The organism is Candidatus Pelagibacter sp. (assembly GCF_052048095.1).
Lineage (GTDB): Bacteria > Pseudomonadota > Alphaproteobacteria > Pelagibacterales > Pelagibacteraceae > Pelagibacter.
Genome location: NZ_JBNAKG010000001.1, coordinates 1,233,994 through 1,259,022, shown reverse-complemented (window position 1 = coordinate 1,259,022; position 25,029 = coordinate 1,233,994). Strand labels below are relative to the sequence as shown.

General features: G+C 31.5%; 22 protein-coding genes and 1 other RNA gene. 19 read left to right on the top strand and 4 right to left on the bottom strand.

What is annotated here, in order from left to right; genetic code table 11:
* Positions 1-17 precede the first annotated feature (17 nt).
* Genes ACTT9P_RS06680 through dxs form a run of 3 tightly spaced genes read left to right on the top strand, consistent with a single transcriptional unit; the run spans position 18 to position 3,035 of the window.
* Positions 18-260, top strand: coding sequence for an exonuclease VII small subunit (locus ACTT9P_RS06680; RefSeq protein WP_440909914.1), 243 nt, complete (start codon positions 18-20; stop codon positions 258-260).
* Entirely contained in the window at positions 253-1,125 is an 873-nt protein-coding gene (locus ACTT9P_RS06675; RefSeq protein ID WP_440909913.1) for a polyprenyl synthetase family protein, read from the top strand. Before ACTT9P_RS06680 ends, ACTT9P_RS06675 begins: the two co-directional genes overlap by 8 nt.
* Entirely contained in the window at positions 1,122-3,035 is a 1,914-nt protein-coding gene (dxs, locus tag ACTT9P_RS06670; protein WP_440909912.1) for a 1-deoxy-D-xylulose-5-phosphate synthase, read from the top strand. The genes ACTT9P_RS06675 and dxs overlap by 4 nt, the downstream gene beginning before the upstream one ends.
* On the opposite strand, the gene aroC is transcribed toward dxs, so the two are convergent.
* Positions 3,036-4,118, bottom strand: coding sequence for a chorismate synthase (gene aroC / locus ACTT9P_RS06665; protein ID WP_440909911.1), 1,083 nt, complete (start codon positions 4,116-4,118; stop codon positions 3,036-3,038).
* A gap of 33 nt (positions 4,119-4,151) precedes the next feature.
* Here aroC and pdxH point away from each other — a divergent pair, with 33 nt between their 5' ends.
* The gene (pdxH, locus tag ACTT9P_RS06660) at positions 4,152-4,778 is read left to right on the top strand and encodes a pyridoxamine 5'-phosphate oxidase (protein ID WP_440909910.1); all 627 of its coding nucleotides are present in this window, start codon (positions 4,152-4,154) and stop codon (positions 4,776-4,778) included.
* Here the strand turns inward: pdxH and ACTT9P_RS06655 are convergent.
* Positions 4,775-5,788: a polyprenyl synthetase family protein gene (locus ACTT9P_RS06655; RefSeq protein WP_440909971.1), complete on the bottom strand. Its 1,014-nt coding sequence runs from the start codon at positions 5,786-5,788 to the stop codon at positions 4,775-4,777. The two genes, pdxH and ACTT9P_RS06655, sit on opposite strands and share 4 nt — an antisense overlap.
* A 118-nt stretch (positions 5,789-5,906) precedes the next feature.
* Between ACTT9P_RS06655 and ACTT9P_RS06650 the strand changes: the two genes are divergently transcribed.
* The 4 genes from ACTT9P_RS06650 to ppdK are packed head-to-tail and all read left to right on the top strand — an operon-like array spanning position 5,907 to position 12,302.
* Entirely contained in the window at positions 5,907-6,713 is an 807-nt protein-coding gene (locus tag ACTT9P_RS06650; protein WP_440909909.1) for a S49 family peptidase, read from the top strand.
* Complete coding sequence (locus tag ACTT9P_RS06645) at positions 6,703-7,581, top strand: glycine--tRNA ligase subunit alpha (RefSeq protein ID WP_440909908.1); 879 nt, start codon at positions 6,703-6,705, stop codon at positions 7,579-7,581. Before ACTT9P_RS06650 ends, ACTT9P_RS06645 begins: the two co-directional genes overlap by 11 nt.
* Positions 7,582-9,642, top strand: coding sequence for a glycine--tRNA ligase subunit beta (gene glyS / locus ACTT9P_RS06640; RefSeq protein ID WP_440909907.1), 2,061 nt, complete (start codon positions 7,582-7,584; stop codon positions 9,640-9,642).
* A complete protein-coding gene (ppdK, locus tag ACTT9P_RS06635) occupies positions 9,642-12,302 on the top strand; it encodes a pyruvate, phosphate dikinase (RefSeq protein WP_440909906.1) in 2,661 nt (886 codons plus the stop codon). Before glyS ends, ppdK begins: the two co-directional genes overlap by 1 nt.
* A gap of 19 nt (positions 12,303-12,321) precedes the next feature.
* Here ppdK and ssrA read toward each other — a convergent pair.
* Positions 12,322-12,620: a transfer-messenger RNA gene (ssrA, locus tag ACTT9P_RS06630) on the bottom strand.
* Between the two features lie 4 nt (positions 12,621-12,624).
* Between ssrA and thyX the strand changes: the two genes are divergently transcribed.
* Complete coding sequence (gene thyX / locus ACTT9P_RS06625) at positions 12,625-13,572, top strand: FAD-dependent thymidylate synthase (RefSeq protein ID WP_440909905.1); 948 nt, start codon at positions 12,625-12,627, stop codon at positions 13,570-13,572.
* On the opposite strand, the gene ACTT9P_RS06620 is transcribed toward thyX, so the two are convergent.
* Complete coding sequence (locus ACTT9P_RS06620; protein WP_440909904.1) at positions 13,553-14,377, bottom strand: Mrp/NBP35 family ATP-binding protein; 825 nt, start codon at positions 14,375-14,377, stop codon at positions 13,553-13,555. The two genes, thyX and ACTT9P_RS06620, sit on opposite strands and share 20 nt — an antisense overlap.
* Positions 14,378-14,429: 52 nt before the next feature.
* Here ACTT9P_RS06620 and hflK point away from each other — a divergent pair, with 52 nt between their 5' ends.
* From hflK to ACTT9P_RS06570, 10 genes are all read left to right on the top strand, one after another.
* On the top strand, positions 14,430-15,536 hold the full coding sequence (hflK, locus tag ACTT9P_RS06615; protein ID WP_440909903.1) for an FtsH protease activity modulator HflK: 1,107 nt from the start codon (positions 14,430-14,432) through the stop codon (positions 15,534-15,536).
* A complete protein-coding gene (hflC, locus tag ACTT9P_RS06610) occupies positions 15,537-16,412 on the top strand; it encodes a protease modulator HflC (RefSeq protein ID WP_440909902.1) in 876 nt (291 codons plus the stop codon). It abuts the gene before it with no gap.
* A gap of 7 nt (positions 16,413-16,419) precedes the next feature.
* Positions 16,420-16,605, top strand: coding sequence for a DUF2065 domain-containing protein (locus tag ACTT9P_RS06605; RefSeq protein ID WP_440909901.1), 186 nt, complete (start codon positions 16,420-16,422; stop codon positions 16,603-16,605).
* A gap of 1 nt (position 16,606) precedes the next feature.
* Positions 16,607-18,010, top strand: a complete 1,404-nt coding sequence (locus ACTT9P_RS06600) for a Do family serine endopeptidase (RefSeq protein ID WP_440909900.1) — start codon at positions 16,607-16,609, stop codon at positions 18,008-18,010.
* 2 nt (positions 18,011-18,012) lie between these two features.
* Positions 18,013-18,921 (top strand): tRNA (adenosine(37)-N6)-dimethylallyltransferase MiaA, encoded by a 909-nt coding sequence (gene miaA, locus ACTT9P_RS06595; protein ID WP_440909899.1) that lies wholly within the window; start codon positions 18,013-18,015, stop codon positions 18,919-18,921.
* 53 nt (positions 18,922-18,974) lie between these two features.
* Positions 18,975-20,741 (top strand): acetolactate synthase 3 large subunit, encoded by a 1,767-nt coding sequence (locus ACTT9P_RS06590; protein WP_440909898.1) that lies wholly within the window; start codon positions 18,975-18,977, stop codon positions 20,739-20,741.
* Positions 20,742-21,290, top strand: a complete 549-nt coding sequence (ilvN, locus tag ACTT9P_RS06585) for an acetolactate synthase small subunit (RefSeq protein ID WP_440909897.1) — start codon at positions 20,742-20,744, stop codon at positions 21,288-21,290. It abuts the gene before it with no gap.
* 19 nt (positions 21,291-21,309) lie between these two features.
* Positions 21,310-22,332 carry a ketol-acid reductoisomerase gene (gene ilvC / locus ACTT9P_RS06580; protein ID WP_440909896.1) on the top strand — a complete coding sequence of 341 codons (1,023 nt, stop codon included), beginning with the start codon at positions 21,310-21,312 and terminating at the stop codon, positions 22,330-22,332.
* Between the two features lie 76 nt (positions 22,333-22,408).
* A complete protein-coding gene (locus ACTT9P_RS06575) occupies positions 22,409-23,980 on the top strand; it encodes a 2-isopropylmalate synthase (RefSeq protein ID WP_440909895.1) in 1,572 nt (523 codons plus the stop codon).
* The gene (locus ACTT9P_RS06570) at positions 23,981-25,018 is read left to right on the top strand and encodes a rod shape-determining protein (RefSeq protein WP_440909894.1); all 1,038 of its coding nucleotides are present in this window, start codon (positions 23,981-23,983) and stop codon (positions 25,016-25,018) included. It begins immediately after the preceding gene.
* Positions 25,019-25,029 lie beyond the last annotated feature (11 nt).

Below are 25,029 nucleotides of genomic sequence, written 5' to 3'. Positions count from 1 at the left end.
ATATCAGTGATTAATATATGAAAGATAAAAATTTACCAATTGAATATACTTCTCTTTCATTACAAGAATTGAAAGATGAAGCAAATAAAATTGTAGATTTTTTAGAAAAAGGAAATAATCTAGAAAGTTCAATAGATAATTATCAAAAACTGTTACAACTAAATAATCTTATTGAAAAAAAATTCCAGCAAAATAACAAACAAATTTCTTCAGAAACAAAAGAAAAAATTAAAGATATAACAAACAAAACAGATGCATAAGGAATTAATAAAAATTGCTCAAGATACTAATTTATTTTTAAAAAATTTTATTAAATCACAAAAAAAAACTGAGCTTATCTCTCCAATGTCATATGGATTATTTTCTGGAGGAAAAAAAATTAGATCAAAGATTTTAGCTGATATAGGATATATTTTTAACATTGATTACAAAACATTAATTATAATAGGTAGTGCTGTTGAATGTATTCATGCTTATTCATTGATACATGATGATCTTCCATGCATGGATAATGATGACATGAGAAGAGGCAAACCCTCGACTCATAAAAAATTTGGAGAATCTACAGCTGTTCTTGCTGGCAATTCTCTTCTTACTTTGGCATATGAAATTTTAAGCAGTAACAAATTAAAATTAAAAGACTCAATTAAATTAGAATTAATTAAAAAAATATCAGAATGTTCAGGGCACCAGGGTATTGCTGGTGGTCAATATCTTGATTTAAATTTTGAACATAAAAAAGTTTCTCAAAAAAGAATTATTGAGATGGAAATAAAAAAGACTGGTAAGCTTTTTAGCTTTTGTTGTATGACTCCTTTAATAATTAAACAAAGAAATGTAAGAGAAATATCTAAGTTTGCTAATATTGGTTCTGAAATTGGTCTCCTTTTCCAAGTTGCAGACGATTTAATTGATTTCCAAGGATCATCTTTATCTGCTGGAAAAAAAACACACAAAGATGAAAAGAAAGGGAAAGCAACTTTAATTAGTTTACTAGGGTACAAAAATACTATTAATTATAGTGAAAAATTAAAAAATAATATTTTAAAAAAATTTAGATCTTATGGAGATAATTCTAATAAGATTAATAAAACTATAGATTTTATTTTAAATCGAGAAAAATGACTAAGAATTATAAATATTTAAATCAAATTAATTTTCCAACAGATTTAAAAAAGATTTCAGAAAAAGATTTAAGTATAGTTGCTGACGAACTAAGACAAGAGGTAATTGATGCTGTTTCCACAACAGGAGGTCATTTAGGTGCAAGTCTCGGAGTTGTGGAGTTGTCAGTGGCACTTCATTATGTTTTTAACACACCTCAAGATAAAGTGATATGGGATGTTGGTCATCAATCATACCCACATAAAATATTAACTGGAAGGAAAGATAAAATAAGAACATTAAGACAAGGAGGTGGTATCTCTGGTTTTACCAAAAGATCAGAAAGTGAATATGATCCATTTGGTGCAGCACATAGTTCAACATCAATTTCAGCAGCATTAGGAATAGCAGAAGCCAATAAACTCTCTAACAAAAATGATGATGTAGTTGCAGTTATTGGAGATGGTGCAATCAGTGCTGGAATGGCCTATGAAGCTATGAATAATGCAGGTAGCTCAAAGGCAAAGATGATTGTTATTTTAAATGATAATGAAATGTCTATAGCAAAACCAGTTGGAGCAATGAGCACTTATCTTGCAAAAATATTTTCAGGTAAAGTTTATTTTAGTTTGAGAGAAACAATTAAATTAATTACCTCTGCATTTTCAAAAAGATTTAGTGCCAAAGCAGGTAAAGCTGAAGATTTATTTAGATCTGCAGTAACTGGTGGAACTTTATTTCATTCATTAGGCTTTTATTATATTGGTCCTATAGATGGACATGATTTATCAACTCTGGTTCCAATATTAAAGAATGTTAAACAATCTAAACATCAAGGTCCAATCCTAATTCATTTAAAAACACAGAAAGGTAAAGGGTATTCTTTTGCTGAAACAGCAGATGATCATTATCATGGAGTGTCCAAATTTAATGTTGGAACAGGAAAACAAGAAAAAGCATCAGATACGAAGCCATCTTACACAAAAGTTTTTGCAAATACTTTAATTGAACATGCAAAAAAGGATAGTAAGATTGTTGCTGTAACGGCAGCAATGCCTGGAGGAACAGGCTTAGATATTTTTGGAAAAGAATTTCCTAATCGTACGTATGATGTTGGTATAGCTGAACAGCATGCTGTTACATTTGCTGCAGGATTGGCTACGGAAGGGTACAAACCTTATGCAGCCATTTATTCAACTTTTTTGCAGAGAGCCTACGATCAAATAGTCCATGATGTTGCAATTCAAAGTCTACCTGTGAGATTTGCAATTGACCGCGCAGGTTTAGTGGGCGCTGACGGACCAACTCATGCAGGAAGTTTTGATGTTACTTATTTATCTACTCTACCTAATTTTATAATTATGGCTGCAAGTGATGAAGCTGAATTAGCTAGGATGATTAATACTTCGGTCAATATTAATGATAAACCTTGTGCATTTAGATATCCCAGAGGAACAGGTATAGGAACAAAATTACCTCCTATTTCGGAAACATTAGAAATTGGAAAAGGCAAGGTTTTACAAGAAGGTAAAAAATTAGCTGTTCTTAATTTTGGTACAAGATTGTCAGAGGTCATGAATGCTTCTGAAAATTTAAAAAAAAAAGGAGTGAACATTACTATTGTAGATGCAAGATTTGCTAAACCATTAGACGAAAATCTAATTTGGCAATTAGCAACTACGCATGAATCTATTTTAACTATCGAGGAAGGTGCTATTGGTGGATTTGGATCACATGTTGTGAATTTTTTGACTAAAAAGAGTCTATTAGACTCAAACTTAAAATTTAGATCCATGATCCTTCCTGATTTTTTTATTGATCAAGATAAGCCAGAAAAAATGTATTCCGAAGCTCTATTGGATTCTATTTCTATAGAAGAAAAAATTATGGATTTAATCAATTCAAATGTAATTTTACAAAAACAAAAGTAATTATTTACATTGAGCCTTGTGTAACAATAGATGATCTAATAATACACAATTCATCATTGCTTCACCAACTGGTACAGCTCTAATTCCAACGCAAGGATCATGTCTGCCTTTTACAGATATTGTGGTGTTCTTTCCAAATTTATTTACTGTTTTTCTAGATGTCAGTATTGATGAAGTTGGTTTAACTGCAAATGAAACAATAATTTCTTGTCCAGACGAAATACCACCTAAAATACCACCAGCATTATTAGAATTAAATTTTAATTTATTTCTATTTTGAGATATCTCATCAGAATTTTGTTCTCCACTTAATTGGGCTGAATTCATACCTGAACCAATGTTTACACCCTTGACTGCATTTATACTCATCATTGCTGATGCTAGATCCATATCTAGTTTAGAATAAATTGGTGCACCCAGACCTGCAGGAACACCATTCGCTCTAACTTCTATAACTGCACCACAAGAAGAACCAGCTTTTCTGATACTTAAAAGATATTTTTCCCATATTTTTAACATTGATCTATCTGGACAAAAGAAAGGGTTTTTATTTATAAATTTTTTATCCCATTTTGATGTATCACAACCAAGAATTCCTAATTGCGTAACAGCTCCTGTTACTTTGAATTTTTTACCTAATTTTTTTTCTAGAATTTTTTTTGCTATTGCTCCAGCAGCAACCCTTGCAGCGGTTTCTCTTGCCGATGATCTGCCTCCACCCCTGTAATCTCTAATTCCATACTTTTTAAAATATGTAAAATCAGCATGTCCTGGTCTAAATTTATCTTTAATTTCTCCGTAATCCTTTGATCTCATGTCCTGATTGTATATGATCATAGATATTGGCGTCCCTGTAGTTTTACCCTCGAAAACACCTGACAATATTTGAACTTTATCATTTTCTTTTCTTTGAGTTGTAAATTTAGATTGTCCTGGCTTTCTTCTATCCAATTCTAATTGAATATCTCTTTCATTTAATTGAATTAAAGGAGGACAACCATCAACCACACAGCCAATTGCTGGACCATGAGATTCTCCCCATGTAGTAAATCGAAATATCTTTCCAAAAGTGTTAAATGACATTATTTATATTGTATAAATTATTTTGTTAAAATTATGAACGAAAAAAACACATTAGGACTAAATAGTTGTTTTCTAGATTTATCAGACCCATATCAATTATTTGAAAAATGGTTTGAGGAAGCAAAAAAAAATGAACCTAATGATCCAAATGCGTTGGCTTTGAGCACCTCAACAAAAGAAGGTATTCCATCTGTTAGAATGGTTTTACTTAAAGAGTTTAACTCTAAGGGTTTCATATTTTACACAAACTTAAATAGTAAAAAGAGTAATGATATTAAAGAAAATCCGAATGTGGCAATGTGTTTTCACTGGAAAAGTTTATTAAGACAAATAAGGATTATTGGAAAAGTAAGCCAAGTATCAAATGAAGTGGCAGATAAATATTATGATACTAGAGGTTATGAAAGTAGAATAGGAGCTTGGGCTTCAAAACAAAGTAGCATTTTAAAAAATAGAGAAGAATTAATGAATTCTATTGAAAAGTATAAAAATAAATACCCAGATGAAGCTAATGTTCCAAGGCCTGATCATTGGTCAGGTTGGAATTTGTCCCCTTCATCTATTGAGTTCTGGTTAGATGGCGATAGTAGAATTCACGAAAGATTGAAGTATATTAAAAATGAGAAAGATAGCTGGGATAAAGTTTTGTTGAGTCCCTAAAAATCTCTCTCAAGACTGAAGGAAGTTAAATTTTTCATTATTTTCTTATCTTCACTTTCTTCGAATGCGCTAAGAGAATTAGCTGCGAGGTTTATATAGTGCTCAGCTTTTTTATAACAATCTGAAATAATATTATATTTTTTTATTAGAGATAAAACATACTCAAAATCACCATTAGTTTTATCTTCTTGTGAAAAAATATTCTTTATTTTTTCCTTTTCGTTTTCAGATATCTTTTGAAAAAGTAGTATTATGGGTAGAGTAATTTTACTTTCAAAAAAATCTTTACCTATTTTTTTTCCAAATAGTTTTAATTCAGAATTATAGTCAAGGGTGTCATCAGCAATTTGAAATGTTAATCCTAGGTTTCTTCCATAAAATTCTAATGCTTCTTTTTTTTTATTATCAGCATTAGATACAATCGCTCCAACTTTTGTGGCTGCAGCAAACAACTCCGCTGTTTTTGCTGTAATGATTTTAAGATAAGTTTCTTCTAACATATCCACTTCACTTTTGTGCTGTAGTTGTAAAACTTCTCCCTGAGCAATTTTTGATGAAGTTGATGATAATAATTTTAAAACTTCCAAATTTCCATCTTCAACCATCATTTCAAAACATCTACTTAACAAATAATCACCTATAAGAACTGACGATTGATTGCCCCAAATATTATTCAAAGTTTTTTTATTTCTTCTTATTAATCCATTGTCGATAACGTCATCATGCATAAGAGTTGCACTATGAATAAGTTCTACGCATGCTGCTAGATTTACATCTCTTGAGCCACTAGTATAACCACATAATTTTGATGATATGAGTGTTAACAATGCTCTTAATCTTTTGCCACCAGTACTTATGTGATAACCAGTCATCTCTTTGACTAATTCCACATTACTGTCTAATTTTTTTTCGATTCTTTCTTCAACCAAAGTAAGTTTTTGTTCGTTAGAATCCTTAAGTTGAAAGTAAGAATTATTTATTTTATTTTTTAGCTGTACTACAGTTCCCATATTTTGATGGTCAATAATTAGTATAATTAGATTATAAATATCACTTATCAATTGACGCACCTCAAACTTCAATTATAAGATGTCTTTATAATCTCATAAAAAACTTATAAAATTTGCTATGTTTTCACTTTTTAAAAAGAAAAAAATTATACCTCATATAAAATTGAATGGTGTAATAGGAAATGTTGGAAAATTCAAACAAGGTATTGATTTTGCTGGACAAGAAGATTTAATAAAAAAAGCTTTTGAAGTTAAAAAATCTGCTTGCGTAGCTATAACAATCAATTCACCTGGGGGCTCTCCAGTTCAATCTCATTTAATTTATAAATTCATCAGATATCAAGCTAAGAAAAACAATACTAAAGTGATTGTTTTTGCAGAAGACGTAGCTGCTTCCGGTGGATATCTGATCGCGTGTGCAGGTGATGAAATCTACGCTAATTCAAGCTCAATAATTGGTTCAATTGGGGTTATCTATTCTTCATTTGGGTTTACAGAATTGATTAAGAAAGTTGGAGTTGAGAGGAGAGTGCATACAGCAGGAAAAAATAAAAGCACACTCGATCCTTTTATGGAAGAGAAACCTGAAGATATAGAAAGGTTAAAAAAAATTCAATTGGATCTTCACCAAGATTTTATTAACGTTGTGGAAGAGAGTAGAGGATCAAAACTAAATAAAAATGATGTTGAATTATTTTCTGGAGAGTTTTGGTCAGGATCTAAAGCAAAAGAACTGGGATTAATTGATGGAATTGGTGATGCAAATGAGATTTTAAGACAAAAGTTTGGAGATGATATTGAAATTAAGAAGTTTGAAAAATCAAAAGGCTGGTTGAGCAAGAAATTGTCAACTTCCTCCGATCATATTGATCAATTTGCTAACATTGTTGAAGAAAGATCTATTTGGCAAAGATATGGTTTCTAAAAAAAAAAGTCAGGAAAAAATTCAATCTTTTCAAGACACAATTTTAAATCTTCAGAAATTCTGGAGCAAGCAAGGTTGTGTTATTTTACAGCCATATGATATGGAAGTTGGAGCAGGAACTTTTCATCCTGCCACCACACTAAGATCATTGGGCCCAAAGCCATGGAAAGCTGCTTATGTTCAGCCATCTAGAAGACCAACTGATGGTAGATATGGAGATAATCCAAATCGCTTACAGCATTATTATCAATTTCAAGTTTTAATCAAACCATCACCAAATAATATAAAAAAACTTTACTTAAAAAGTTTGCAATCAATTGGTATTGACCATGATGATCACGATATTCGATTTGTAGAAGATGATTGGGAAAGTCCAACGTTAGGTGCAGCTGGTTTAGGGTGGGAAGTGTGGTGTGATGGTATGGAAATAACTCAATTTACATATTTTCAGCAAATGGCAGGATTTGATTGTAAGCCCGTGTCAGTAGAACTTACATATGGTTTGGAGAGAATATGTATGTTTACACAAAAGAAAGACAATGTTTATGATCTGGTCTGGAATTCAGAAGGATTGTTATATAAAGATGTTTATCATCAAGCAGAAAAAGAGTTTTCAATTTATAACTTTGAAAATGCAAATGTTGAAAATTTATTAAAAATGTTTGATATGCATGAGCAAGAAGCTAAATCATTGGCAGAAAAAAAATTATCTTTACCAGCTTATGATCAGTGTTTGAAAGCTAGTCATGTATTTAATATTTTAGATGCCAGAGGAGCTATTAGTGTTGCACAAAGAGCTGGATATATAGCTAGAATTAGAGATATTACCAAAGCAGCAGCAGCTGTTTGGGTAGAGAGTCAAAAATAAATGTCAGAATTTTTTTTAGAATTATTTAGTGAAGAGATTCCTTCTGGATTGCAAAAAAAACTAAGAACTGATCTGTTAGAAAGTTTTAAAAAAAACTTTAAAGACAAATCAATTGAATTTACAAATTGTTTTTCAAAATCAACACCTAATAGATTAGTAATTGTTTTTGAAAATTTAAAAAAAGAAATAACAATAAAATCTCAAGAAATTAAAGGACCAAATATTAAAGCACCAAATGTTGCATTAGAAGGTTTTTTAAAATCAAATAAGATAACAAAAAAAGACTTAGTAATTAAAGAGACAGAAAAAGGAAATTTTTATTTTTTTCGAACAAAAAAACAAACGTTAAACACTAAAAACATTTTAAAAGACATTATATTTGAAAACTTAAATAAAATTCAGTGGAAAAAGTCAATGAGATGGGGATCAGGCAATTTAACCTGGGGTAGACCTTTAAAGTCTATTTTGGCAGTTTATGATAAAAAAAAAATTGAGTTTAAATTTCATGACATAACCTCAAGTAATATTACGTTTGAAGATACTCATTACGAAGAAAAAGCAAAAGTCTTTAATGATTATAAAAGTTATCTATCAAGTTTAAAAAAGATAGGTCAAATTGTTGATCAAGATGAGAGAAAAAAAAATATAGAAAATCAATTTGAAAAAATAGAAAAGAAAAGAAATATCATAATTGATAAAAATTCAAATGTTATTGATGAAGTAATTAATTTAACAGATAAACCCAATTGTATTGTCTGCAAATTTGATGAAAGATTTTTAAAAATTCCAAAAGAAATTTTAATTATTACAATGCAACATCATCAAAAATACTTTCCCACATATAATAATAAAGGAGAAATTACCAACGAGTTTGTAGTTGTTGCTAATAAGCCAGATAAAAAAGGATTAATTAAACTTGGTAATGAAAGAGTTGTAGAAGCAAGATTAAATGATGCGGAATTTTTTTGGAATAAAGATAAATCGAAAAATTTAGTTAAGCAAGTATCCCGATTAAAAGAAATGAATTATTTTGAAGGTCTTGGCACATACTATGATAAGGCACAAAGAATGAGAAAACTTGGGTCAATGATTTCTGATGATCTTTTAATTAGCAAAGAAAAAGTAGAGCTCTCATCGTCAATTTGCAAAGTGGATTTAATATCTGAAGTAGTTGGCGAGTTTCCAGAACTTCAAGGTTTGATGGGAGGATACTTTGCAGAAGTACAAGGTTTTGAAAAAGATATTTGCATTGCGATAAGCGAACAGTATTTACCGATAGGTCTTGATTCAAAAATACCAAAAAAACCTTTTAGTATTGCATTATCACTTTCTGACAAAATTGATACTTTGGTTGGTTTTTTTGGTGTTGATAAAAAACCCACAAGCTCCAAAGATCCTTATGCATTGAGAAGAATTGCACTTGGTTTGATTAGAATAATAGTTGAGAATAAAAAAAATTTTAAAATTAAAGATCTAATTAATTATTCAATAAGTTTGTTTGAGACCCAAGAGTTAAAATTAACAAATAATAATCTACGAAGAGAATTAGAAGTTTTTTTTAAAGATAGAATTAAATATTACATGAAAGAAAAAAAATTAAGACAAGATATAGTGGATGCCTCTATAGAGAATCTTAATTTAAACAATATTTCATTTGAATTTGAAAAAGCGAAATCACTAAATAAGTTAGTATTAGAGCCGACAGGTAAAGACGTTATTGCAATTTACCGAAGAGCGCTAAATATTCTTGAAAGCGATAAAAACAAAACTAAGTTAGATAATTCAACTGACCCTGGTATTTTTAAAACTGAATTTGAAAAAAATCTTCATACAAAGATTAATGAAATTAGGAAATATTTCTCCTCTATAGATAAAACTGAAAATTATGAAGAGACATTTTCTTTTCTTGCGAGCGCTAAAGAGCCATTGAACGCATTTTTTGATAATGTCCAAGTTAATGATCAAGATGAAGTGATTAAAAAAAACAGATTGGAACTTTTACAAATGTTCTGTAAAACATTCGAAAATTTTACAAATTTCTCAAAACTTGAGAACACATAATGAAAAAACTAATTTTAAACTTTAAATCAAAAGACACTAAAAAGATAAAAAATCCAAAAAATTTTTTAGGTGGAAAGGGAGCGAACTTATCTGAAATGGGAAGAATGGGTTTGCCTGTTCCTCCAGGTTTCACTATTTCCACTGAGGTCTGTAAGATTTTTTATAAAGATAAAAAGAAATTAAGTAAAAAAATAATCAATCAAATTAAACAAGAATTAAAAACAGTAGAAAAAGATGTTTCCAAGAAGTTTGGTGATAATAAAAATCCATTGTTATTATCAGTGAGATCTGGAGCCAGAGTGTCTATGCCTGGTATGATGGATACAATTTTAAATTTAGGATTAAATGACAAGACTGTAGATGCTCTTTCAAGGAAAACTTCGAATGGAAGATTTGCTAAGGATAGCTATAGACGATTTATCCAAATGTATGGAAATGTTGTAATGGGTGTTGAAGGTTATCATTTTGAAGAACTTATTGAAAACTATAAACTTACAAAAGGAGTTTTGTTAGATACTGATTTAGATGAAAATGATTGGGATGGTTTAATTGAGGATTTTAAAAAAACAGTAAAAGAAAAATCAGGTAAAAATTTTCCACAAGATGTTTTTGAACAATTGTTAGGAGCTATAAGTGCAGTGTTTTTATCTTGGGAGAGCAATAGAGCAAAAGTATACAGAAAATTGAATCAAATTCCTTCAGAATGGGGCACGGCAGTAAATGTCCAATCGATGGTATTTGGTAATATGGGAGATGATTGTGCTACCGGAGTTGTATTTACAAGAAATCCATCTGATGGAGCAAATGATATTTATGGAGAGTATTTGATTAATGCCCAAGGTGAAGATGTTGTAGCTGGAACTAGGACACCACAATTTATTACTAAAAAAGCGAGAAAGTCTGCAGGTGTTGATGCTCTATCCATGGAGGAGGCAATGCCAAAGGTTTATAAACAACTAGATCAAATTCTTAAAAAATTAGAAAAACATTATAAAGACATGCAAGATGTCGAGTTTACTGTTGAAAATCAAAAATTGTGGATGTTGCAAACTAGATCAGGAAAAAGAACTTCGAAATCTGCAGTAAAGATTGCAGTTGATATGGTTAAAGAAAAACTTATTTCAAAAAAAGAAGCTGTATTAAGAATTGACCCTCATTCACTTGATACTTTATTACATCCAACTTTAGATGAAAAAACAAAGATAGAAGTAATTGCAAACGGTCTTCCAGCATCTCCTGGAGCTGCATCAGGCAAAGTTGTATTTAGTTCAGATGAAGCTGAAAGATTAAATGGTATGATGCAAGATACTATATTAGTTAGAGTTGAAACTTCACCAGAAGATATTCATGGAATGCATGCAGCAAAAGGAATTTTAACGGCAAGAGGAGGAATGACTAGTCACGCAGCTGTTGTTGCAAGAGGAATGGGAAGACCGTGTGTCTCAGGCTCAAGTGAAATTGAAATTAATTATGATGATAAATATTTTAAAACAGCATCTCAAACAATTAAAGAAGGTGATGTTATAACTATAGATGGCTCCACCGGACGTGTTATTTTAGGTGAAGTTCCAACAGTTCAACCAGAAATTTCGGGAGATTTTTCAAAATTGATGGGCTGGGCAGACGGTTTTAGAAAATTGAAAGTACGAACTAATTCTGAAACACCTTTAGATACGAAAACTGCTAGAGAATTTGGTGCAGAAGGCATTGGTCTTTGCAGAACAGAACATATGTTTTTTGATGAAGAAAGAATTCTTTCAGTTAGAGAGATGATTTTATCAAAAACTAAAGAAGATAGAGCTAAAGCATTAGATAAACTCTTACCACATCAGAAAAAAGATTTTATGGAAATCTTTAAAATTATGAGCGGTTTACCTGTCACTGTAAGATTGCTTGATCCACCATTACATGAATTTTTACCAAGAACAGATAAAGAGATAAGCGAGGTAGCATCTGTTGTAAATTTACCTGTTAAAGAAATTGAAAATAGAATTAATGAACTACATGAACAAAATCCTATGTTGGGTCATAGAGGGTGTAGATTAGGAATTTCATTTCCAGAAATCTATGAGATGCAATGTAGAGCAATATTTGAAGCACTTTGTGAGCTTAAAAAAAATAAAGTTAAATCAGCTTTTCCTGAAATAATGATCCCTTTGGTTTCTACAGAAGTAGAAATAAAATTGATGAAAGAATTAGTAATTAATACTGCTAAAGAAGTACAAAATGAAAAAAAAATAAAGGTAGATTTTTTAGTTGGAACAATGATTGAGCTTCCTAGAGCTGCAATCAAAGCTGGAGATATAGCAAAACACGCAGAATTTTTTAGTTTTGGAACAAATGATTTAACCCAAACAACTTTTGGAATAAGCAGAGATGATAGTGGAAAATTCTTAAATGATTATTTGGAAAATAAAATTTTTTCTATTGACCCATTTGTTTCAATAGATGAAGGAGTTGGAGATTTGGTAAAAATTGCTGTTCAACAAGGAAAAAAACAAAACAAATCAATAAAACTTGGAATTTGTGGTGAACATGGTGGAGACCCTAAAAGTATTAAATTTTGTTCAGATGCAGGTTTAAATTATGTTTCTTGCTCTCCTTATAGAGTTCCAGTTGCTAGATTAGCAGCAGCACAATCAGAGCTTATAAAAAAATAATTATTTATAATTTTATTTTAAAGGGGCGTTCTGTTGCCAGGTGCCCCAAACCCCGTTTACTTAATTAACAAGTTAATTAAGCAGCAAGTGCATAACTTTCGTTAGCAATTATAAATTAGCCCGTTACGGTGGAGCAATGCCGAACGAAAGAACAACTTTTAGTCATCCGTCGATTCTGGTTCACCCCCATAAGTTGTAAATGGTGGAGGTGGTGGGTACTGCCCCCACGTCCGCAATGGTTATTACGAAATTCGTTTATCGTCATAGTTGGAAAACCAACATTATTAATATAAAAGGAAATTAAACAGATTCAATAACAATCATGAAATTAACTTCAGAGCAAATAGCAGAAATAAAAAATCAACAAAATCAAAGTAATCAAACAAAAAGAGTTACAGCTCCAGAATTAGAAAAAATATTATATGAAGCTTTACCAGCTTTAGATCATGGCTTTGTAAGAGTGATTGATTATATGGGTGATGATACTTCAATTGTACAATCAGCTAGAGTTTCATACGGGAAAGGCACTAAGCAAGTATCTACAGATCAAGGTTTAATAAAATATTTAATGAGACATTGGCATAGTACACCATTTGAAATGTGTGAAATAAAATATCATATTAAACTTCCAATCTTCATAGCGAGACAATGGATTAGGCACCGAACTGCTAATGTAAATGAATACTCTGCGAGATACTCTATACTTGATAAAGAATTTTATTTACCAACTCCAGAAAATTTAGCTGCTCAATCTACTAATAATAGACAAGGTCGTGGAGAAGTACTTGAAGGAGAACAGGCGCAAAAAGTTTTAGAATTATTAAAAAATGATGCTGAAAGAACTTATGATAATTACGAAACAATGCTTAACGAGAGATATGATGGATCAACAATCGATGAAAATCAAAAAGGCCTTGCAAGAGAATTAGCAAGAATGAATTTAACATTAAATACTTATACGCAGTGGTACTGGAAAACAGATTTGCTTAATTTAATGAATTTTTTAAGACTTAGAGCTGATCATCATGCACAATATGAAATAAGAGTTTATGCAGATATAATGTTAGACACTCTAAAAAAGTGGGTGCCTATTACTTATGACGCTTTTATGGATTATAGAGTTGGTGGAACTGAAGTTTCTTCAAAAGGAAAAGCAGTCATTCAAAAGCTTATTAAAGGTGAAAAAGCTTCTATAGAAGATTCAGGACTTTCAAAAAGAGAATGGAATGAATTAATGGAAGCTTTTGACCTTAAAGATAAGTTGATTTAATTTTATCTGCAAAATTTAAAAAAATTTTAGATATTTCATGCTCTTCATTTTGCTCTACTATTGGTTTTCCTTGATCACCAAACTTTCCAACATCAGGGTTAATTGGAATTTCTCCTAAAAACTCTTTGTTAAACTCATCCGCTGTTCTTTTAACTCCACCTTCTCCAAAAATAGAATATTTTTTTCCATCATCACCAATAAAGTGACTCATATTGTCAACTAGTCCTAAGATTTTTACCCCTAATTTATCAAACATCTTTATTCCTCTTTTAACATCCAGCAAAGCCACTTCTTGAGGTGTAGAAACAATTATAGCTCCATCCATTTGTATTTCTTGAGAAAATGTAAGTTGAGTATCACCAGTTCCAGGAGGCATATCAACGATAATAAAATCCAAATTTTTCCAATTAACTTTTTGAGTAAAAGTTTTTATTGCACTTGTTACCATAGGCCCTCTCCAAATCATTGGAGTTTGTTGGTCTGCTAAAAAACCAATGGACATACACTGAATGTCATATTTATTTATAGGCTCGAGTTTTTGACCATCACTTTTAGGTTTTTCGTTTATATCAAACATTTTAGGAATCGATGGTCCATAGATGTCGGCATCTAATAAGCCAACTTTGCAACCTACTTTTTTTAAAGCTAAAGCTAAATTAGTAGCAAAAGTTGATTTTCCTACACCACCTTTCGCGCTAGAGACTGCTATTGTAAACTTTGTTCCTAAAATTGGGTTTTTTTTAAATACTTTAGGCTCCATTTTGCTTTTCATTGCGGCACTTAGTTCTGTTTTTTTATCAGACATAATTAATCTTCTTATCTTGTTTTTAGTATTTAAGACACTATATAGATAATGCATGTCTGATAATTTTCAACAAAGAGGCGGAAGCCCATGGGGATCACCTCCAGGTGGTAGTGGAAATGGAAATGGTTCTAGAAGAGGTCCAACTCCACCAGATGTTGATCAAATTATAAAAGAGTTTCAAGACAAGATTAAAAAATTTTTACCTGGCGGATCAGGTTCAAGCGGAAAACAAGCTGTGTTAGTTTTATTGATTTTGGGTTTAGTTTGGTTAGCAAGTGGTCTCTATAGAGTATTGCCTGATGAACAAGGAGTTGTTTTAAGATTTGGAAAATTTGTTAAAACAACACAACCAGGATTAAATTATCACATTCCTTTTCCAGTAGAGTCTGTAATCACGCCAAAAGTAACTAAAGTAAATAGAATAGACATTGGCTTTAGATCAGAGAGAGAAAGTGGTTTTTCTGCTAGTGGAGGAGTAGCCGATGTTCCTCAAGAAAGTTTAATGCTAACTGGAGATGAAAATATTGTAAATATTGATTTTTCTGTATTCTGGGTAATTAAAGACGCTGGTAATTTTTTATTTAAAATTCAAGATCCTGAGGGAACTGTAAAAGCTGCTGCAGAAACTGCGATGAGAGAAGTAATTGCAAGGTCTGATATTCAACCAATCTTGACAGAAGGTAGATCAATTACAGAAACAGAAACTCAAGAAATTATTCAAAACATTTTAGACGAATACAATAGTGGTATTCAGATTACTCAAGTGCAAACGCAAAAAGCAGATCCACCTGATCAAGTAATTGATGCATTCAGAGATGTTCAAGCAGCAAGAGCTGATATGGAAAGATCTAAAAATGAAGCTGAGGCTTACGCAAACGACGTTATTCCAAGGGCTCGTGGGGAAGCGGCAAAAATCTTACAAGCAGCTGAGGCTTATAAAAAAGAAGTAGTTGCAAAAGCAGAAGGTGACGCAAGTAGATTTTTATCAATCTATAATGAATACAAAAATGCAAAAGCTGTTACTCAAGAAAGAATGTATTTAGAAACAATGGAAAAAGTTTTAGCAGACATAGATAAAGTTATTATAGAAAATAATGCAGGATCAGGTGTTGTACCATACTTACCACTGCCTGAATTAAAAAAGAAAGCGACGAATTAAATGAAAACAATTAAAATTTTTGGTGGAATAATTTTAGCATTAGGGATTTTAGCATTTTTCTCTATATTCATTGTTAAAGAGACTAACCAAGCAATCGTCCTTCAGTTTGGTGACCCGAAAAGAATTATTTCTAAACCAGGTCTTAATTTTAAATTACCTTTTATTCAAAATGTTGTTTATTTAGATAAAAGAATCTTAAATTTAGATACACCTCCAGAGGAAGTGATTGCATCAGACCAAAAAAGATTAATAGTTGATGCATTTGCAAGATTTCAAATAGTTGATCCTTTGAAATTTTATATTTCTGTTGGAAATGAAAGAGTTGCAAGATCAAGATTAGCTACAATTTTAAATTCAAGAATTAGAAATGTTTTAGGTCAACAAGAACTTCAAACTTTATTATCTGAAGATAGATCTAAACAGATGGCTTTAATTCAAGAAGGAGTTAATAATGAAGCTCAGAATTTTGGTATTAAAATTAATGATGTAAGAATCAAAAGAGCAGATCTTCCTCAAGCAAATAGTGATGCAATTTTTAGAAGAATGCAGACTGAAAGGGAGAGAGAAGCAAAAGAGTTTAGAGCGAAGGGTGCAGAGATGGCTGTAACTATTACGTCAACTGCAGATAAAGAAGTAACGGTAATACTTGCTGATGCAGAAAAACAATCCCAGATTATGAAAGGGGAAGGTGATGGTCAAAGAAATAAAATTTTTGCTGATGCCTTTGGACAAGATCCTGAATTTTTTGCATTCTATAGAGCCATGCAAGCTTATGAAAAAGCTTTAATTGGTGGTGAAACATCTTTAATCTTGTCACCTGACAGTGAGTTTTTTAAATTTTTTGGAAATATAAAACCAAAAACTCAGCAACAATAATCATAAAATGAATGAGCTAGTAATAGCTTTTGGACTTTTTTTATTTATTGAAGGTCTATTATATGCCTTATTTCCATCAAAAATGAAAAGTATGTTAAAAAAATTAGAAGTCATAGATAATAGACAACTTAGAACAGGAGGATTAATATTTGCGATTTTGGGTTTTGCAATTATTTACATTTTAAAAAATTAATATGAAATTACTTAAAACATTTATAATCAGCTTGGTATTAACTTTAGCATTTTTTACAACCTCAAATTCAAATTCTGTTCCTGCATCTTTTGCAGATTTAGCAGAGAGATTAATGCCTTCAGTCGTAAATATTTCAACAACTACAACGGTAGTTTCAAATCAAAATCCATTTCCTTTTCAGTTTCCTCCAGGATCTCCCTTTGAAGATATGTTTAAAGAATTTGGAGCTCCACAAGAGAGAAAATCTAGTGCATTAGGTTCTGGTTTCATCATAGATAAAAAGGGAATAGTTGTAACAAACAATCATGTAATTCAAGATGCAGATGATATAATAGTAAGAGTAGACGGTGACAAAGAGTTTAAAGCTAATGTGATTGGCACGGACCCTCTCTCTGACATTGCTGTCTTACAATTAGATACAAAAGAAACATTCACTCCTGTTAAATTTGGTGACTCTGATAAAGCAAGAATTGGTGATTGGGTTATTGCAATAGGAAATCCATTTGGTCTGGGAGGAACAGTTACAGCTGGAATAATTTCTGCAAGAAATAGATCTATTGGTCTATCAAGATACGAGGATTACATCCAAACAGATGCTTCTATTAATTCAGGAAATTCAGGAGGACCTTTGTTTAATATGGATGGAGATGTAATTGGAATTAATACAGCTATTTTAGGTAGAAGTGGTTCGATTGGTATTGGTTTTTCAATTCCATCAAATAGTGCAGAAGTAGTAATAGACCAATTAATTAAATTTGGTGAGACAAAAAGAGGATGGCTTGGAGTAAGAATACAAGATGTCACTAAAGAGATCGCCGAAATTGAAGAATTAGATAAACCAAGAGGCGCACTAGTGGCTAGTGTAGCAGAAGATAGTCCATCAGCTAAAGCCGGGATTAAAGCTGGAGATATTATTTTAGAGTTTAATGGAAAAGAAATTAAGGAAATGAAACAACTTCCAATAATAGTGGCTCAAACTGAGGTTGGAAAAAATGTAGAAGTTAAGATTTGGAGAAATAAAAAAGAAATTTCAAAAAAAGTAAAATTAGGAAGACTAGAAACTTCAGAAGATTTCAAGATAACAAAAAAATCTCAACTAAAAAATACTGAAATTGAAGACCTTAAGATCACAGTAAAAAAAATTACTGATGAAGATATAGAAGCTAGAAATCTTCCCAAAGATACGACGGGTTTAATTATAACTAAAATTGAAAATGATAGCCCATTAATAAAATCAATTAGAGTAAATAGTATTATTATTGAAGCTCAAAAAAGAAAAATTAAAACAATAGGTGATTTAAAGCAAGTGGTAGCACAAGTTTTAAGGTCTAATCAAAAAACTATCCTATTGGCAATTTATAATACTGAAAATCAAAGAAGATATATAGGTGTTAAATTAGATTAAGAATGAATGTTAGTTCTAAGATAATTTTAATCTCAGGACCAACAGCTTCAGGAAAATCAGAATTTGCAATTAAATTAGCAAAAAAAATTAATGGAGAAATCATTAATGCTGACAGCATGCAGATTTATAGGGAATTACAAATTTTATCTGCAAGACCTCAAAAGAAAGATTATCAAAAAATTAAACATCATCTTTATGGATTTCAAAATGCAAAAAAAAATTTTTCTGTTGGAGAATGGTTAAAATTAGCAAAAAAAAAGATAATTGAAATCAAAAGAAGAAATAAAATACCAATATTAGTTGGAGGCACAGGCTTATATTTTAAATCTCTCACAGATGGACTGGTTAAAATCCCAAATGTACCTTTAAGAATTAGAAATGAGATAAGATTATTAAATAAAAATTTAGGACAGGACAAATTTTTTAAAAAATTAATAAACCTTGATCCAAAAATGAAATCTTCAATTAATTCAAGCGATGTCCAAAGATCAATAAGAGCTTATGAAGTAAAATTTTTTACAAAAAAATCATTAAATGATTGGTATAGGCAAACTAAAACATATTTTGATAAAGAAGATTTTATTAAGATTTATTTGGATTATCCAAGAGAAGATTTGATTAAAAAAATTAGCACAAGATCAAAAAAAATGATTAAAAGTGGAGCAATTAAAGAAGTAAAAAACTTTCTTAAACTCAAAATTAAAAGAGATAAACCAGCTACAAGAGCTATCGGCATAAAGGAAATATCTGATTATTTGGAGAAAAAATTAGATAACACTCAATTAATTGAAAAAATATCAATAAAGACAAGACAATATGCAAAAAGACAAGTTACATGGAGCAGAGGACATATGTCTGACTGGAAAAGAATTCACCCAAAAGACATTGGATCGTTCTTAAAAAAAATTTAAATTTTTCATTCTTATTCTTGACCAATTAGCACAACTTCAGCTAGATTGCACAAATGTCAAAATTATTAACTGGTGCTGAAATCGTATTCAAGTGTTTGGAAGACCAAGAAGTAGAATTTATTTTTGGTTATCCTGGTGGTGCTGTTCTACCAATTTATGATGAGTTAAAAAATCATGACTCTATTAAACATATTTTGGTTAGACATGAGCAAGGTGCTGGACATGCTGCAGAAGGTTATGCCAGATCTTCAGGTAAACCAGGAGTTGTCTTAGTTACTTCTGGTCCAGGCGCTACTAACGTAGTAACAGCATTAACAGATGCTTATATGGACTCTGTTCCTTTAGTATGTATATCAGGTCAAGTACCAACTCATTTAATTGGAACTGATGCGTTTCAAGAATGTGATACAACAGGCATAACTAGACCTTGCACCAAACATAATTGGTTAGTTAAAGATATAAAAGATTTATCAAAAATACTTCATGAAGCTTTTAGAGTAGCAACTACTGGAAGACCTGGTCCAGTACTTGTTGATATTCCAAAAGATATTCAATTTGCAAAATCAAAATATTCAAAACCAAAAGTTGAAAAGAAATTAAATGGTTCTTCTTTAAATCAATTCACTCAAGAAGAAGTAGATGAATTGATAGAAATGATGACTAAGGCTAAGAAGCCAATAATTTATTCTGGTGGTGGTGTGATTAATTCAGGACCTAAAGCAAGTGATGCACTAAGAGAATTAGTAGATCTAACAGGTTTTCCTATTACTTCAACATTACAGGGATTGGGTGCTTACCCAGGTGACGATAATCAATTTTTAGGCATGCTTGGTATGCATGGTACTTATGAAGCAAATAATGCGATGCATGATTGTGATTTACTAATTAATATTGGAGCAAGATTTGATGATAGAATAACAGGAAAGATCGATGAATTTTCCCCGAATTCAAAAAAAGTTCATATTGATATTGATCCTTCTTCAATTAATAAAATAATAAAAGTTGATTTAGCACTAGTTGGGGACGTGGGTGATGTTATTTCAAAAGTTATTAAAACAATTAATAAGAAAAAATTAAACTTAAATAAATCAAATAAACAAAAAATATCTAAATGGTGGGAACAAATTCAAAAATGGAGAGAGAAAAATTCTCTTAATTTTATAAATAGCAATCAATCAATTAAACCACAACATGCTGTTCAAAGGCTTTATGAACTAACAAAAAATCAAGATACTTTTATTACTACAGAAGTTGGCCAGCATCAAATGTGGGCAGCTCAGCATTATAAGTTTAATAAGCCTAATAGATGGATGACTTCTGGTGGCCTAGGTACGATGGGTTATGGTTTGCCAGCTGCAGTGGGTGTTCAAATTGCACATCCAAAAAAATTAGTTGTAGATATTGCTGGAGAGGCATCTGTACTTATGACAATGCAAGAGATGTCAACAGCAATCCAGTATAATTTGCCAATTAAAATATTTATTTTAAATAACCAGTATATGGGAATGGTAAGACAATGGCAGGAACTACTACATGAAAAAAATTATTCAGAAAGTTATTCAGAAGCATTACCTGATTTTATGAAAATGGCCGAAGCTTATGGTTGCAAAGGAATTAAAGCAGAAACACCTGACGAATTAGATGAAAAAATTCAAGAAATGTTAGATTTTGATGGGCCTGTGATTTTTGATTGCCATGTTGATCCTAATGAAAACTGTTTTCCAATGATACCTTCAGGAAAACCTCATAATCAAATGATTTTAGGACCAAATGAACAAGAGGAAAATAAAATTACTGGAAAAGGTAAAGCTTTAGTTTAAATGCCAAAATCAAAATCAGCTTATAGTATTGCAACAAAAAAAGAAAAACTTGATACTCATATTATTGTAGTTTGGGTAGATAATGAAGCAGGAGTTTTGGCCAGAGTTGTAGGGCTGTTCTCAGGTAGAGGCTACAACATTGAGTCTTTAGCTGTAGCGGAAATTGATTCAAAGAAAAACATTTCAAGAATAACAATTGTTACAACTGGAACACCCCAAGTAATTGATCAAATAAAACTACAATTAAAAAAATTAGTCCCTGTACATAAAGTTGCAGATTTTAAAAGAGAGAATAAGTCAGTTATTTTTAAAGAAATGGCTTTATTTAAGATAGTGGCTAAAAAAAATAAGATAGATAAGTGTTTAAATGCTTGTAAAAAGTTTAATCCAGTAATATTAGATAAAACAAAAAATTCTGCTGTAATTCAAATTACAGCCTTGAGAAGAGAAATAGACAAAATGAGCATAAAACTTAAACCGTTAGGATTGATTAGCGCTTCTAGGACTGGAGCAGTAGCAATGACTAGAGGCGATAAAGTTTTTAATTAATTTTAAAAGGAGAAATATAATGAAAATGTTTTATGAAAAAGATGCTGATGTAAACCTGATTAAGGAAAAAAAAGTTGCAATATTTGGATATGGAAGCCAAGGACATGCACATGCTTTAAATTTAAAAGATAGTGGAGTTAAAGAAGTTGTGGTAGCTCTAAGAGATGGATCGGCAAGTAAAGCTAAAGCAGAGTCTAAAGGATTAAAGGTGATGAATTTGTCTGATGCAGCTGCTTGGGCTGATGTGTGTATGATTTTAACACCAGATGAACTTCAGGCAACTATCTATCAAAATCATATTGAGCAAAGAGTAAGAGAAGGTACAAGTTTAGCTTTCGCACATGGTTTAAACATTCATTATAATTTAATCAACGCAAGAAAAGACCTAGACGTGTTTATGGTAGCACCAAAAGGACCTGGTCATTTAGTAAGAAGCGAATATGAAAGAGGTGGGGGTGTTCCATGTTTAATGGCTGTTCATCAAGATGGAACAGGTAAAGCTAGAGATCTGGCATTATCTTATGCTTCAGCAATTGGAGGAGGAAGATCAGGAATAATTGAAACAACATTTAAAGACGAGTGTGAAACTGATCTTTTTGGTGAACAAACAGTTTTGTGTGGTGGATTAGTAGAATTAATTAAAAATGGTTATGAAACTTTAGTTGAAGCTGGTTATGAACCAGAAATGGCTTATTTTGAGTGTCTGCATGAAGTAAAACTAATCGTAGATTTAATTTATGAGGGTGGAATAGCAAACATGAACTACTCAATTTCTAATACAGCTGAATATGGCGAATATGTTTCGGGACCGAGAATTGTAAATAAAGAAGAAACAAAGAAAAGAATGAAGGAAGTTTTAGCTGATATCCAATCTGGAAAATTTACAAAACAATGGATGGATGAGTGCAAAAGCGGTCAAAAAAACTTTCTAAAAACTAGAAAAGATCTAGCTGATCACTCAATTGAGCAAGTTGGAACTAAGCTAAGAGCTATGATGCCTTGGATTGGTAAAAAGAAACTTGTAGACAGCGACAAAAGCTAAAATAACAGCTTAAACTTAACAATATAATTTACAATCTCTATTATAGATTGTATTGTGTGCACTTCATATTTTAGTTATGAGTGACAAAAATAGAGTAATAATTTTCGATACTACAATGCGTGACGGAGAACAATCTCCTGGAGCATCAATGAGTCTTGAGGAAAAAATTCAAATTGCAAGAGTATTTGATGAATTGGGAATTGATATAATTGAAGCTGGTTTTCCAATCGCATCACCTGGAGATTTTGAAGCTGTAACAGCTATTAGTAAAGTCTTAAAAAAATCAATTCCATGTGGTTTATCAAGACATTCAAAAAAAGATATTGATAGATGTTATGAAGCTTTAAAACATGCTCCAAGATTTAGAATTCATACATTTATATCCACGAGTCCATTACACATGAAACACAAGTTAAATAAAACACCTGAGCAAGTTTACGATTCAATTAAAGAGCATGTATCATATGCAAGAAATTTAACAGATGATGTTGAATGGTCTTGTGAAGACGGGACTAGAACTGATATGGATTATATGTGTAAAATAGTTGAGCTTGCAATCGCCAGTGGTGCAACAACCATAAATATTCCAGACACGGTTGGTTACACGGTGCCTTCAGAGTTTACAACTATAATACAAACTTTGTTAAATAAAGTTCCTAATATTGACAAAGCTATTTTATCTACACATTGTCACAATGATTTAGGTTTGGCTGTAGCAAATTCTTTAGCTGGTGTACAAGCTGGTGCAAGACAAATTGAATGTACTATAAATGGTATAGGTGAAAGAGCCGGAAATGCTGCTTTAGAGGAAGTTGTTATGGCAATTAGAACAAGAAATGATCTAATGCCTTATGAAACTGGAATAAACACAACGTTGTTAAGCAAAGCCTCAAAACTTGTTTCAAATGTTACTGGTTTCCCAGTTCAATATAATAAAGCAATAGTTGGAAAAAATGCGTTTGCACATGAGTCAGGCATTCACCAAGATGGAATGTTAAAGAATAGAAACACTTATGAAATTATGACACCAGAAAGTGTTGGAGTAAAACAAACATCATTAGTAATGGGTAAGCATTCTGGTCGACACGCATTTAAAGATAAATTGGTAAGTTTGGGTTATGCCGACATTACAGATGATATAATTGAAAATGCTTTTGGGAAATTTAAAATTTTAGCAGACAAAAAGAAGCATATTTATGATGAAGATATAATTGCTCTTGTCGATGATAGCTTAATTGTTGATAATAAATCAAATACAGTTTCTTTAAAATCTTTAAAAGTTTTTGCTGGAACAGGTGAACCACAAAAAGCAGAAATGACATTAGATGTTAATGGTGAAATAAAGTCTGCAGTAGAAACAGGAGATGGTCCTGTTGATGCAATTTTTAAATGTATTAAAAACTTATACCCACATGATGTAAATTTACAATTGTACCAAGTCCATGCAGTGACAGAAGGTACTGACGCTCAAGCAACAGTGAGTGTTAGAATTGAAGAAAATGGTAAAACTACAGTTGGTCAAGCTGCTGATACTGATACGTTAGTAGCTTCAGCAAACGCTTATATTAGCGCATTAAATAAAATGATAATTAAAAGAGAAAAAACTGCTCCAATGGATCAGGAAGAAAAAAAAGTGAAAGGAATTTAGATGAGTTTTTTTAGCAAAGTAAAAGATATGTGGAGCCAAGATATGGCTATTGACTTAGGTACAGCGAATACTTTAGTTGTGGTTAAAGGCCAAGGAGTTGTGTTGAATGAACCATCGGTTGTTGCAATAGTTGATAATGGAGCAGGTAAGAAAAACGTTTTAGCTGTTGGAGATGAAGCAAAAACAATGCTTGGAAGAACACCAGGAAACATAAGTGCAATTAGACCACTTAGAGATGGTGTGATCGCGGACTTCATAGTGACAGAAGAAATGATCAAACATTTTATCAAAAAAGTTCATAAAGGAAGTACTTTCGCAAACCCAAGAATTTTAATTTGCGTTCCAACAGGCTCAACACCTGTAGAACGTAAGGCCATTCAAGATAGTGCCTTAGCTGCAGGAGCAAGAAGAGTACAATTAATTGAAGAACCAATTGCAGCAGCAATAGGAGCAGGTTTGCCAATTTCAGAAGCTACAGGTTCTATGGTTGTTGATATAGGTGGTGGAACTAGTGAGATTGCCGTTATGTCTTTAGGAGGTCTAGTATATTCTAAATCATTAAGAGTAGCAGGCGACGCTATGGATACAGCAATGGTAAATTATATGAGAAAAGAATATAATTTGATGATTGGAGATAGTACTGCTGAAAAGATAAAGAAAGAAATAGGTACTGCCATTCCATCAAACAATAATACTTATGCTGTCAAGGGAAGAGATTTGAGGTCTGGGACTCCAAAAGAAGTTAACATTACTGAGGAAGATACAGCTGAAGCATTAAATGAAATTTTAAGAGACATGGTTAATGGCATTAAAGATGCGTTAGAAAATACACCTCCTGAATTATCAGCAGATTTAGTAGATATGGGTTTAACTTTAACAGGTGGTGGATCTTTATTAAAGAATATTGATAAAAGATTTTCAAAAGAAACTGGTTTACCTGTGCACATAGCAGATGATCCGTTATCATGTGTTGCAATTGGAACAGGAAAAGCTTTAGAACAAGAAGAAACTTTTTCTACAATGCTTTCAGAGTATTAGGATTAATGAAA